This is a genomic window from Sporosarcina sp. Y352, from assembly GCF_056786535.1.
Map to the genome: position 1 here is coordinate 54,531 of NZ_JBXCJE010000009.1, position 13,237 is coordinate 67,767.

General features: G+C 39.7%; 8 protein-coding genes, 1 pseudogene and 1 riboswitch. Of the genes and pseudogenes, 6 read left to right on the top strand and 3 right to left on the bottom strand.

Going from position 1 to position 13,237, the window contains the following annotated elements; all coding sequences use genetic code 11:
* Nucleotides 1-91: 91 nt before the first annotated feature.
* Together AC1TO6_RS14920 and AC1TO6_RS14925 are read right to left on the bottom strand one after the other, a co-directional pair.
* On the bottom strand, nt 92-1,834 hold the full coding sequence (locus tag AC1TO6_RS14920; protein ID WP_482102413.1) for a GMC family oxidoreductase: 1,743 nt from the start codon (nt 1,832-1,834) through the stop codon (nt 92-94).
* A 78-nt stretch (nt 1,835-1,912) separates the two neighbouring features.
* Entirely contained in the window at nt 1,913-2,686 is a 774-nt protein-coding gene (locus AC1TO6_RS14925; protein ID WP_482102414.1) for a gluconate 2-dehydrogenase subunit 3 family protein, read from the bottom strand.
* Nucleotides 2,687-3,350: 664 nt separating this feature from the next.
* Here AC1TO6_RS14925 and tatA point away from each other — a divergent pair.
* The 6 genes and pseudogenes from tatA to AC1TO6_RS14955 all read left to right on the top strand — a co-directional run bounded on the left by tatA (nt 3,351) and on the right by AC1TO6_RS14955 (nt 10,939).
* On the top strand, nt 3,351-3,554 hold the full coding sequence (gene tatA / locus AC1TO6_RS14930) for a twin-arginine translocase TatA/TatE family subunit (RefSeq protein WP_482102415.1): 204 nt from the start codon (nt 3,351-3,353) through the stop codon (nt 3,552-3,554).
* Nucleotides 3,555-3,829: 275 nt separating this feature from the next.
* A complete protein-coding gene (locus tag AC1TO6_RS14935; protein WP_482102416.1) occupies nt 3,830-4,099 on the top strand; it encodes an excalibur calcium-binding domain-containing protein in 270 nt (89 codons plus the stop codon).
* A gap of 261 nt (nt 4,100-4,360) precedes the next feature.
* Nucleotides 4,361-5,770, top strand: a complete 1,410-nt coding sequence (locus AC1TO6_RS14940) for a GGDEF domain-containing protein (protein ID WP_482102417.1) — start codon at nt 4,361-4,363, stop codon at nt 5,768-5,770.
* A 587-nt stretch (nt 5,771-6,357) separates the two neighbouring features.
* Nucleotides 6,358-7,722, top strand: a complete 1,365-nt coding sequence (locus AC1TO6_RS14945) for a M20/M25/M40 family metallo-hydrolase (protein ID WP_482102418.1) — start codon at nt 6,358-6,360, stop codon at nt 7,720-7,722.
* A 30-nt stretch (nt 7,723-7,752) separates the two neighbouring features.
* Nucleotides 7,753-9,177, top strand: a complete 1,425-nt coding sequence (locus AC1TO6_RS14950) for a YfcC family protein (RefSeq protein ID WP_482102419.1) — start codon at nt 7,753-7,755, stop codon at nt 9,175-9,177.
* 314 nt (nt 9,178-9,491) lie between these two features.
* Nucleotides 9,492-10,939, top strand: a pseudogene (locus AC1TO6_RS14955) (RNA-guided endonuclease InsQ/TnpB family protein).
* 239 nt (nt 10,940-11,178) lie between these two features.
* Here the strand turns inward: AC1TO6_RS14955 and AC1TO6_RS14960 are convergent.
* Complete coding sequence (locus AC1TO6_RS14960) at nt 11,179-12,846, bottom strand: glycerol-3-phosphate dehydrogenase/oxidase (RefSeq protein WP_482102420.1); 1,668 nt, start codon at nt 12,844-12,846, stop codon at nt 11,179-11,181.
* 217 nt (nt 12,847-13,063) lie between these two features.
* A riboswitch (SAM riboswitch) is annotated at nt 13,064-13,166 on the top strand.
* The last annotated feature ends 71 nt before the right edge of the window (nt 13,167-13,237 follow it).

Below are 13,237 nucleotides of genomic sequence, written 5' to 3' on the forward strand. Positions count from 1 at the left end.
TAGGATGCACGAAAATGAGAAAGAGTTTTGCCAAACCATTAAAATTTGAACAATACAATTACAATCGTAAATGCCTCATTCAATTATAACATTAGACTAATTGATTTTCGCTTTTACCCTCGACCAATTGACCGCCTTTTTCGAAGAATGCGAGAATCCCTTCCGCAGCACGGTACGATAAAGCACCCACTGTACCTGTTGGATTATATCCAGCATTTTGCGGGAATGAAGAAGCTCCGACCACAAATAGATTGTCTACGTCCCACATCTGAGAATAGTTATTGACCGCAGAAGTTTCAGGATCCGCGCCCATGATTACGCCACCCGTGTTATGCGTAGACTGATATTCAGCAACGTTATATGGGCCAAGCTCTTTACTCGTATCTATATGATCTGCGCCCATTTCTTTTAGGATAGCTTCACATTTCTCTGCTAAGAACTTAGTCAACGCACGGTCTTGGTCTTCAAAGTCAAAGGTAATCCTAACCAGTGGATCACCAAATGAATCTTTATAAGTAGGATCGAGGTCAAGGAAATGCTGTTTGTAAGCCATTGAAGCACCTTCACCACTAACCGTTAATGAAGCATTTGTATATTTTAACGAAGCTTCTTTAAACTCCGCACCCCAAGTCGGTGTGCCCGATGGGATTTGGTTATTGGCAATAGGTCTTTGTCCTGTTTGCCCAAGGATAATCATCCCGCCGTGGATAAAGTCTAAATCAGTGTGATCGAAATTATCGCCATTGTAATCATCTACAATCATCCCTAAGCCGCCTGCACCTGCAAAGTTATTGAACTTTTGTTCATCAAAGAATCCAGTTGCGCGTCCTTTTCTGATTTGGTAGGCATAGTTTTTCCCGATTACGCCAGTACCCGTAGTTGCATTGTAAGGTCTGCCGATTTCTGAAAGTAGAAGAAGTCTAACGTTACTAAAGACATAGCCTGTTAATACAACAACATCTGCTGGCTGTTCAAATTCTTCACCTGTTGTCATATCTGTATAGATAACGCCAGTCGCTTTACCGTCTGTGTGTACAATACGACGCACTTCTGAATGTGTTCGGATTTCAAAGTTCCCTGTTTCTTTTGCCACTGGAATTACAGTAACGTTAGGGTCTGCCTTTGAACCGTACTCACAACCGAAACGTTCACAAAATCCACAATATTGACAAGCCACTCTGGAAATTCCATCAGGGTTTGTATAGTTTTCTGATAGGTTTGCAGACGGTTGAACATATGGATGAAGCTTCATGTTTTTTGTTGCTTTATCGAACAATTGCATAGCTTGTGTTTTTTTCATTGCTGGAGTCGGGAAGGGATTTGAACGTTTTCCGCCTAAAGGATTGTCTTCTCCTGAAATCCCAGCCATTTTTTCGTATTGATCGTAGTAGGGCTCGATTTCATCATACGTGATGCCCCAGTCTTGAATCGTCATATCAGCTGGAATTTTACCTTCTCCATACTTTTCAATGGTTTTGCTTCGCAGTTCGAAATCATAAGGAAGAAAACGGAAGTTCTGACCATTCCAGTGTGCTCCTGAACCACCAACACCTACGCCAAGTAAAAACGAACCATATTGTCTCATTGGTAAAGAACGCATTTTGTCATGATTACGGAAAGTGATTGTTTCTTTTGAAAGGTCTTGCATCATTTCATGGCGAACCGCATATCTAAGTTCGTCATGCGCCATGTAATAATCTTCTGTTTTTCGGTCTTTCCCTCTTTCTAAACCAACTACTTTAAGCCCTTTTTTTGTTAGCTCGGAAGCGATAATACCGCCGGACCAACCAACACCAATAATAACTACATCTGTTTTAGGTAATTTTTTCACCATTACTATTTCCTCCTCAATCGTAAAGCTCTAAATGATTACAAATTCCTTATTGGGCTATTTATCTTTGGGTACGTCTGATTAGTGATTATGTTGAGAGTTTAATGCCATCGGTTCTACTACTACAAATTCTTCTTCAATAATATTTAAGAAGCTCATTTGGTGACCAGGGAAGTTTTTCATCTTCCAACCTTCCATGCCTGCATTACCGCCGTACAAAGGATCTGAGTATGCACCTTCAATTGTTGCAGACCGTAAAGTGTTGAAAAAGGCAGTAGAAGTCGTTCCTTTTAACTCTACTTTTCCTTCAGCAAAGTCAGTAAGAATTGCATCTTGCTCTTCAGCTGAAAGTCTCTCGAAAGCTTTTTCGTATTTTTTCACACTTTGATCCATAAGACCTTTTAGTCCTACTTCAAAAATTTGTTGTCTGTTTTGGCGACCTTGATAACCTTGAGTCGGCTCTCCTGGGTAAAAGGGGCCAGATGTGTATTCTTTTGCGCCCATTCCCCAAGCACCCGCTAATTGATGGTCAATGTAATAAGCAACTAATAATTCTTTAGCACCAGGACCGTTTTTATCTTTAGGGAAAATTCTTTCCGCTGCGGCCTCCGTAGTTCGGTATTGCTCAGGCGTAAAGTACATTAAAGCGACATGTAGGTTTTCTGCCTGCTTAGGCGTGCTTGAGTCTTTCACTGCTGTTGTGGTTGTTGTTGTTGTTGTTGTTGTATCGCTGCTCAACAGGGTACCAACAGCACCACCCAAAACAAGTCCGCCTACCGTTAATCCTGAATTCTTTAAAAATGAGCGTCTCGAAGATTTTTTACCTTCAAAGGACTTTTTTTCTTTTTCTGACATGATAAAACCTCCAAATTCAAAGTGTTAAAACGACAACTGATTTTTTACCTAACTAAACAATGAAGCACAAATTATGTACTTTTTCCCAGTCCAAGAGATCATAATAAAGCACCCGTCAAAAAATAGATGAGATGTCTGAATCCCCAATTGTAGCCCTTCAATATAGGTAGTCATTACATTCTTCTATACTTTTTACGAGTAAGCGTCGTATTATTTACAAATCAATACTGGCATGTATACTATTCGGGTGGGTCTAAGCGACTCTAATTCTACTACACTTGGCATCTAAATAGTATGAATTCAAGTCTTTTTTGCGAAATAAAAGTATAGTTTCCATTTTTTGAAAACATTAAACCTTAAAAAGGTTTGATGGATGATGAAAAGCGTGGAAGAAAGTATACGCTTATCGAACATTTAACGGAGTTGAGAAAGCGACTAAATAGTGTGACTGTGAACTTCATAGTATCCCTGATAATCGAATTCAATTTTTCTAATTAATATTCCATTCATCTATTTATTTGAAATCAGCGTTCTTGTATTCAGCTGGTCATATTAAAAAAAGTGAGCAAATGAAGAGGAAATTTTAGCTCAAGGGGTGTAAAAAGTGGTATACTGATGTACGTACCTGAATAAAATGCACCACAATTCAAAGGAGGAACAACTCATGCCAAACATCGGTGTACCCGGTTTAATTATAATTTTAGTGATTGCGTTAATCATCTTCGGACCAGCTAAATTGCCTCAATTAGGAAGAGCTGTTGGACAAACACTAAAAGAATTCAAGAATTCAACGAAAGACATCGTCGATGATGTCGCTGATGAATTCAAATTAGACGACAAAGAATTAACAGAGAAAAAGAAAATATAATCGCTATTCCAAAAGAGCTAGCATCAAATACAATTTGTATTTGACTCTAGCTCTTTTTTTGATGACAAGGCAAGTTAGAGATTGGTGAAGTGTCCAACTAACAGGGAAGTGTCCAACAAACCGGAAGTTTTATAATCGGGCTTTAAGACGGCATTGGACATCAAGGTTTAGTTAAAAGTAGGTAATTTCCAGAAATATATCGAATTTCCTTTATCAGGGTTTCTATATCGCTTGAAAGCTGATAATATAGAATTATGGAATAGGAGGTCGTTCGTTTGAAGAAGATACTCACAGCAATACTTACACTTGCAATTGCCATCAGTTTCTCATTTAACGCGTTGCAAGTAGATGCAGCTAGCCCGAAAGCAGTGAGCTACAAAAATTGTACTGAACTGAACAAGGTGTATAAAGGCGGCGTGGCAAGATCAGCCTCTGTTAAAAATGTAGGCGGCAAAACAAAGTACGCTCCATTCGTATCCAAAGCTGTATATGATCTGAACAAAAAAAGTGATCGCGATAAAGATTTGATCGCGTGTGAGCGATAAGAATAACAATAACAATAACAATAACAACAGCTCCATTCACAGTTTCAATTGTGGAATGGAGCTGTTTTTATTGACCACTGTCCATGCCTTGTTCAACTATGAGTGATTCATCTAAAAAAACAGTCACTAGATTATTCAATAGATTAAAATAACTACAATCTGCACTTCTAAAATATTCCACAATATGATACAATGGAACTATTGAGTGAATTAGGACAAAGTCTGCAAAAAACTATAAAATTCGACAAGTAGGAGAAGGTTATGGAGAAAAAAGACTTAGATTTACTACTCGAAAACGTATCGACTTTAAGAGCTGAAGGCAAATACAAAGAAACAATCGAGGGGTGCCGCCATCTGTTGGAAAACGGGCTTAGGCTAAATGAATTTAAATTTGTCCTCGCGGCTCATGCGTATTCAGCCGCCGCCTACTACTCAATTGGTGATTTTACCGAAGCCTTTAACAGCATCGAAGCTCATGAAGAACTATGTGCTAAATATGGCGATGAAACCGACAAACTGCATTCATATAATACGTATTTTTTACTCCATGCCTATAACAAAGATTACAACAATGCAAAAGCAACACTCGAAAAAAGCATTCATTTGGGTAAGAAATTAAAACATTACAATCTAGTTAGCAACGGATATAGCAATTACAGTCATATATGCATTGTTGAAGAAAACTTTAATGTAGCGCTGGAAATGGCTGAAATCGGACTTGAGATGGCGAAATTACATCAACCGGCAAGCCCGATTTTAGAACTAAGGGTCACATTAAACATGGCAAATGCTTATATTGGTCTGGGGGATTTAACAACTTCGAAACTACTGGTGGATGAGATGATCAACCATCCAATTTTAGACTCGTTTATCAGGGAAAAGGCCCAGTGTTATTATTTACTTGGTAAATGGTTTGCTGCGCAAAACCAATTTAGGGAAGCATTTGATGCATACACCACTGCCAAAGATTTAGTATCAAGCTTAAATGATTTAAATTTATTGAAAGACATACAAGAACAAAGATGCGACTTATGCGAGCTCATGAATGACAAATTACTTGGCTATGAAGTTCAAAAAGAATACATCAGCGTGCTCAATGAAATCACCAATAGTGGACTAGCGTTAGCGGCACTTAAGTTTGAAATCAAACATGGTCTTTCCACCATTGAAAAGAGAGCCAACACGGACTATTTGACGGGACTTTACAATCGCTGCTATTTGGAAAGTACTACGAATGAGTGGCTTAAAAAAGCATCTCGGAACAATGAAAGCATCGTATGTATCGCATTTGATATCGATAACTTTAAGCTCATTAATGATGAATATGGACATCTGGTGGGTGACGCTGTTATGAAGCAAATTAGTCAATATTGCTCAACGGTTTTCAGAGAAACGGACTTAATGAGCCGATTTGGCGGAGACGAATTCGTCGTTATTCTGAAAAATATTTCTCTGGAAGACGGGAAAAAGAAAGCTGAGCAGCTATCGGAAACGATTAGAAGTATTCAAGTGGAACACGAAGGGAAGTTCGTTTCAATCACTGCAAGTATTGGTGTGGCTGATAACAGAAAAGGGACAGTAGTGGAATTTATGGAATTATTCAATTCTGCAGATGTCGCACTTTATCAGGCAAAAGAGAATGGGAAAAACCAAGTTTGCGTTGTAGGTTAAAGCATAACTGCCTGTGAAACGAATCAAAAAATAGCCCTCTCTGGAATGTCCCTAACCCGTTCAGTTCTGTGGTGCGAAATTCAAAATAAAGCACGAAATAGACCGCTAATTCGTATATGAATTTGCGGTCTTTAAAATGCCTATGCATCAACGTTTAATAACAAAGCGCAACTGTTTCAACAACCAAATCGACACACGAAATTATTGTAAGGTGAAAGTATCGTGTTAAAACCGCTGCTAATTCAGTAGTCAAATTGAAGGGAATTAGAGAAGAAAGATATGGTATTTATTCAACAAAAAAAAGACTGGAAATAATTCAGCTTTTTGTTTCTGTAAGTAAATTTTTCCTTCTCCTCTTATGAATTCCTGCATTAAAGCATCGGTATTGGATATCTCTGTTTCAGTGGAAATTAATCGTTTCTCAAATACAGCGGCAGGCTTCAGACATAGGGCTTTTAAAAACACTTGTCTAAAAGCACACCTTCCGATATAATTACTTTATTATTTTATCACTTTACCAAGGTAAAGTAACAGATAATAAACCTATCAATTTATTATCGCTAAATTCAAGAAAGTAGGAACTTCAAATGTCGCTTGAAAAGCTTCCACAACTCCTGAAAAGTAAAAGAGAGGAGTATTTGGAACAACTATTTACACTTATACGCCAAAGAAGCATCAGCACGCAAAATGACGGAATCACTGAATGTGCCGAACTTCTTAAAAATATAATGGAGGAAATCGGGATCAACACCACCATCAAGGAGACAAACGGACACCCGGTTGTTTACGGCGAGATGATCAAGGACGAAAATGCGTTCACCGTCCTTTTTTATGGACATTATGACGTCCAGCCTCCAGACCCGATTGAAGACTGGATTTCTCCACCTTTTGAACCGACAATCCGTGATGGAAGAATCTATGGCCGGGGCACTGGAGATAACAAGGGGCAATTAATGGCTACGCTGCTTGGTGTGAAGACGTATATGGAGCTAGTTGAAGAATTACCGATTAATATAAAATTTATCTTTGAAGGCGAAGAGGAGAACGGAAGTCCTCATTTAGCCGCGTTTGTCGAGGAAAACCAAGAACTTCTAAGCGCAGATCTCGTTTATACAGCAGATGGTTCTGCTCATAACAGTGGTGCCCCGCTTGTTTTATTAGGTGCAAGAGGCTCACTCCAACTCGAAATAAAGGCGAGCGAAGCAGCATGGGATAATCATTCCGGCAATACTGGCAATATCGTGCCTAACCCTGCCTGGAGATTAATAAATTTGCTGAAGACGATGCGGTATAAAGATGGAACCGTGTTAATCGAAGGATTCTACGACAACATCCGAAAGCCGTCAGCTACCGAAAAAGAGCTGCTTAAAATCATACCTTTTGACGCAGAAGATATCGGTGAAAAAATCGGCTATCCGCAGCTTGATATGGACGGACAAACCTATTACCATAAACTAACAATGGAACCGACATTCAATATCGCAGGAATCTCCAGCGGGTATTCTGGTGAAGGCGTGAAGACCATCATCCCTTCTACTGCTTCCGTGAAGTTAGATATCCGTCTTGTCGTGGATCAGGATCCTGCTGATGTGTTCAACAAAATCGTAAACCACATCAAAAAGCACGATCCAGGTGTTGAAGTGACACATTTAGTATCCATGGAACCGTCCAGGACACCTGCTGACCTCGAGATTGTCCAAGTCGTAACGGATGCGGTAGCGAATGCGTACGAGAAGGATCCGATTATCCAGCCAAGTTTGGGGAGTTCGCTTCCGGTTTATGTATGGACCAAAATTTTGAAGATACCGTCGATTATCGTGCCTTATGCGAATTTCGACCAACGAAATCATTCCCCAAATGAAAATATAATAATCGATAACTTTTTAAATGGGATTGCATGTACATGTCATGTGATTCAAGACCTTGGTGCTTACGCCAAAAATCTAGCATAGATATTTCAGTCAGAGAGGATAGTTAGTTACATGGCAGAGAAAAAACAGCTTCAGACAAATACAGCAAAAACAAAGAAACAACCTAAAAAACCGCCACACATTCTTGTGATTTTGTTTTGTATGGTCATTTTTGCCGCGCTCATCACATATCTTGTGCCGGCCGGGCAATATGAACGAACGACAAATGAGGATGGTAGAGAGATTGTCGTGAACGGTACCTACCAACAGACAGAAGGGAATCCAACAGGGTTCTTGGAGTTTTTCAATTCCCTTTATGACGGTATGACCCAAGCATCAGGCATTCTATTCCTGCTGTTTATTACCGGTGGCGTATTCGGTATTTTAGGCAAAACGGGGGCGATTGAAACGGCCCTCTATCATCTCATTAAAAAAATGCACGGGAAAGAGATTATCCTGATTCCGATTCTATTCACTATTTTTTCATTAGCCGGAGCGAGTTTCGGACTAGGTTCCGAAGCAATGGTTTATATTATTATCCTGCTCCCGCTGCTTTTACGGGCAGGTTTTGATTCCATTATTGCGGTTGCAGTGCCGATACTAGGTGTCGGAATCGGATACTCGGGTGGATTTTTAAATCCGTATAATGTTGGGGTCGCCCATGGAATTATCGGTTTGCCACTGTTCTCAGGGATGGAGGTACGGATCTTTTGCTGGATTATTCTTACCATCGTTGGTGCTACCTACCTTACGCTGTATGCAAGAAAAGTTCAGAAGGATCCAACCAGAAGTCTCGTATACTTTGAAGACCAACATAAAAATTTCGATGAAGTGACGATCGAAAACCGTTTATCTTACAAGCATATTGTCATTTTATTAGTCCTTGCAGCCACATTCGTCGCCTTACCTTTTGGCATTATCAATTATGGCTGGTTCTTTAAAGAGATTACAGGGTTGTTCTTATTAATGGGAGTGGTCGTTGGAATCATTTCGAGGATGAAGCCGAGTGAAATGGCGTCCGCCTTTACAGACGGATGTAAGGATTTAATGGAAGGTGCGCTCGCTGTGTCCTTTGCTTATACGATTGTAGTGATCCTGAACGACGGGAATATCATCGACACCATCGTATTCGGCTTATCGAATCTAGCTAGTCAATTCCCATCCAGCGTGGCAGCTGTCGGGATGTTCTTTGTTCAATTCCTGATCAACCTGCCAGTCAACTCCGGGAGCGGTCAAGCAGCATTAACGATGCCAATCATGGCGCCAATCGCAGACTTAGTTGGAATCAGCAGACAAACTGCTGTCCTTGCCTTCCAATTCGGCGATGGATTTACGAATGCCTTCTACCCTACCAACGGCGGATTGATGGCCGGGTTGGCACTTGCAGGAATCTCCTGGCTGAAATGGGCAAGATTTATGATTCCACTAGTCATCTTGCTGTTCGTTACGTGTGCGATTATGGTAACGATTGTTCATTTGTTTGTGTGGCCGGCTTAGGTTTTGGTATGTAGGGGTATTGTAGTTCTGTTGTTAAGTTGAAGAACTGAATTCATAAGGTTAATATCAAGGTAAATCGCATACCTTTAGACAATAAAATTGTACAGAAAAACGCAGAGGTTGTATCGATCCCCGAGAGTTAGAATTTTTCACTCTAACTTTCGAGGATTGTACCATTTTATGATTAAGCCAAGAACACCCGTGACTTCAGTCGTGGGATGAATTGGCTTTCTTTTTTTTGTTTTAAAGCGACATCGCTAGACGAACACCAGTTCTTTTCGGTAGAATATTCTTAGGAAGGCAGGTGACGAACTATGGAGCCGAATAAAGAATATCGAACTTTTCAAATCAACATTAAAAATGGCCATAAAATGTATACTTATTTCGATGAACTTTGTCTAAATAGTAATAACCTATATAACACGACAAACTTCTTTATCAGGCAATTTTATACTGCTTTAAACAATGAAGGTGTATTACAACCTTTACAACAAGAAGTAATAAAAATAGTTCTTGATAACATCAATAAAATGAATGTCATTCAACAAAAAGCTTATCTAAAAAGAATAGAAAAAGAACAAATGAAACCAAGAGATGAACAAATAGAAATAAAGGTAAATCTATTTGAGCTGCCTTCAAAAGAAAAGTCCTTCTTAGGTTACAATTTTCTGGATTGTTTATTTAAAACAATTAAACAAAAAGACTATTATTCACTACCAGGTCAGATAAATCAACAGGTTCTTAGAAATGTCGTGCAAAATTGGACAAGTTTTTTCGCAAGTTTGAAAGACTTCAAAAAGAATCCAGGAAAATATACAGGAAGACCTTCTATTCCTGGTTACCTACCAAAAGGAAGCAGGAAAGAATCAACACTTTCAAATCAAATTTGCAAAATTAAAGACGGTAAATTCCTGAGCTTTCCAAAAACCAAAAGAAAAATAAATATCGGTAAGTTAGCAAATTTCAACGGTAAATTTCAACAAGTGAGAATCATACCCAAGCACAATTGTTTTACTGTTGAATTAGTGTTTTTAGTCGAGTGAAAAAACAAATATCTACCAAAATGGAACGATGCATGAGCATCGATTTAGGTCTTGATAACATTGCAGCGCTAGTTTTTAATACAGAGCACGTTCCAGTCCTTTTTAAAGGCGGTAAAGTTAAATCCATCAATCAATGGTACAACAAAATGCGTGCTTACTTCTACGCAGCTCTTCGTAATGGAAAAAAACCAAAAGAAGGTCATTTCTATTCAAAAAAATTAGTGAAATTAGATTCCGCAAGACACAGACAAATCAAAGACTTTTTCCATAAAGTTAGTTTCAATATCGTGAAAATAGCCGTGGAAAGAAACATTGATGCAATTGTTATTGGCAAGAATGTGGGTTGGAAACAAAAAATAGAATTAGGGAAAAGAAACAATCAAAACTTTGTCCAAGTACCACACTCATTGCTAATAGATTTAATCACTTACAAAGCGAATGCCGAGGGTATTTCAGTAATTGTAACTGAAGAAAGCTACACATCTCAGGCGAGTTTTGTAGATGAAGACATTATTCCGACCTATAAATCGGGGAATAATACAAATCACATTTTCAGTGGAAAACGATTAAAGCGCGGTATTTACCGTGCAAAAAGTAAAACATTAATAAATGCAGATGTGAATGGTGCAGCAAACATCCTAAGAAAAGTAGTGCCGAAAGCATTCGCTAACGGTATAGCGGCTGTGTGTTCCCAGCCCCAAGTGGTCAATGTGCGATAGCACCAACCCTGAAACCCGTGACTTCAGTCGTGGGAGGTTCATCCGCTGCATTTTTTATAATTTATTACAGAAACCTCTCAATAAACATAAAAAAAGCACTGCTAAAAGCAATGCTGATTTGTACTTTGATTCAGAGAAATTTGTATTGTTATTTGCGGAGTTATTTTAAGTTTTGTACCATAGAACTGAACGGGTTAGAATCTACCTGGAGAAGGCTATTTCTGTATATCCGATTTAAACTATTCCCCCTCAACCGGAACAGTCGCATAATTCAAATGCTTTTCAAGGTCAGCACGGAAATCTGCTTTCTGCGCGTCACTCCAACCAAGCTCTTTGCTCATCATTTCGATGACGGGCACTTTCCACTCGTTCACCCATTGAATGTCAAACAGTAATGCGCCCGTACGTCGCCAGAAAAAGTCAACGGGCGTACGAACGAATTCATCTGTGATCGAGTAAAGGACTTGCGTATAGAGGTAGACGGGTAGCCCAGAATCCTGCGCCGCCTGCTCGTTTTTCTGTAATAAATCAAAAAGGATATCTACATTTGAGCCATACTTTTTCACGAGGGACTGAGCTCTTTCCTGATCCAATCCGAGCTTTATGCCTTGTTTGATTTTCCGATACATGAACGTTTCAAAGTTCCTTGAACCTCCGACGTGTCCGCCTGAAATGGGCATATTCTTCGTGCTAGACGAAGAAAATATTGTACCTGTATCTGTTTTGAGTTTTGATGCGACGACATCTACAATCGTTTCCGCCATTTTTCGATAGCCAGTCAGTTTTCCTCCAGCAATGGTAATTAGCCCCGAAGCGGACTCCCAAATTTCGTCTTTCCTTGAAACTTCGGATGCCCCTTTACCTTTTTCATTGATCAAAGGCCGTAGCCCAACCCAGCTGGATTCAATATCACTTGCCGCAATGGTCAACTTTGGAAAGATGAGAGCGATTGCGTTCATCAAATAATCGCGGTCGTTTACGGTCATTCGGGGATGAACCATGTCCCCTTTGTAATCAGTATCTGTCGTCCCGACGTACGTTTTCCCATCCCGTGGGATCGCCAACACCATCCGGCCATCTGGCGTGTCAAAGTAAACAATCTGATTCAAAGGAAATACACTTTGGTCAAAAACGAGATGAATGCCCTTCGTCAAACGAATTTCCCGTGAATCCAAGGAGTTGTCTTTCTCCCTCAATGTATCCACCCATGGACCGGCGGCGTTCACTATTGTTTTTGCACGTATTTCACTAGTTTTGCCATTTAATTGGTCAACTACGGATACGCCTGTAACTTTTCCTTCATTATAAATAAAATCGGTCACTTTTGTATAATTGTGTACAGTAGCGCCTTGACTGACAGCTTCTTTGATCACTTCAATCGTCAGTCTCGCATCATCCGATCGGTATTCGACGAAACGGCCAGCCCCAAGTAACCCTTCAGCCCTAAGTTTAGGTTCCGCATGCAACGCTCTTTCTCTGGTCAACATGCTTTTTCGTTCTTCTTTTTTCACGTCCGCCAAGAAATCATAGACGCGTAAACCGATAGAGGTACTGAATTTACCCATTGATCCGTCCTTATAAATCGGCAAAAGCAGCCACTCGGGCTTCGTCACATGGGGTCCATTTTCATAGACAACCGCCCGTTCCTTGCCTGTTTCCGCAACGATCTTCACTTCAAGGTTTTTCAGGTATCGCAAGCCGCCATGAATCATTTTTGTAGAACGGCTGGACGTCCCAGCAGCAAAATCCTGCATTTCCACAAGCACTGTTTTCATGCCGCGACTCGCAGCATCCAAGGCAATTCCGGCCCCCGTAATGCCGCCCCCGATGATTAATACATCAAATTCTTCCGCTTGTAATGTTGAAAGTACTTCACTTTTATGTAACTCATTAAATTGTTCAGTCATTTTAGTTAAAGCCTCCACATATTTTATTCGTTCATTAATTATACTACAATTTAGATAACTGAATCTCTTGATTTACAAAACGTTTAGAAAATAGCAATATATAGTCAGTGTTTTAACTATTTGGTGGGTTTCAATTAAATAGACAATGGGTAAAAGTCATGCTATAATTTCATATAACATTGTGAGAATCTAATGGTAATTAAAAATAATAAATATACTCTTATCAGGAGCAGGCGGAGGGAAAAGCCCGATGAAGCCCGGCAACCGACTCAATTGAGCACGGTGCTAATTCTTACAGCATTTATGCTGAAAGATAAGAAGTTGTGTGAAAAACCTCTTCTTAACTGAAGGGGTTTTTTTATCATCATAGACGATGCAGAAGGAGGATAAA

Excerpts from the sequence above, each read along its gene's own strand:
- AC1TO6_RS14920 (WP_482102413.1), bottom strand. The coding sequence starts at position 1,834 with ATGGTGAAAAAATTACCTAAAACAGATGTAGTTATTATTGGTGTTGGT.
- AC1TO6_RS14925 (WP_482102414.1), bottom strand. The coding sequence starts at position 2,686 with ATGTCAGAAAAAGAAAAAAAGTCCTTTGAAGGTAAAAAATCTTCGAGA.
- tatA (WP_482102415.1), top strand. The coding sequence starts at position 3,351 with ATGCCAAACATCGGTGTACCCGGTTTAATTATAATTTTAGTGATTGCG.
- AC1TO6_RS14940 (WP_482102417.1), top strand. The coding sequence starts at position 4,361 with ATGGAGAAAAAAGACTTAGATTTACTACTCGAAAACGTATCGACTTTA.
- AC1TO6_RS14945 (WP_482102418.1), top strand. The coding sequence starts at position 6,358 with ATGTCGCTTGAAAAGCTTCCACAACTCCTGAAAAGTAAAAGAGAGGAG.
- AC1TO6_RS14950 (WP_482102419.1), top strand. The coding sequence starts at position 7,753 with ATGGCAGAGAAAAAACAGCTTCAGACAAATACAGCAAAAACAAAGAAA.
- AC1TO6_RS14960 (WP_482102420.1), bottom strand. The coding sequence starts at position 12,846 with ATGACTGAACAATTTAATGAGTTACATAAAAGTGAAGTACTTTCAACA.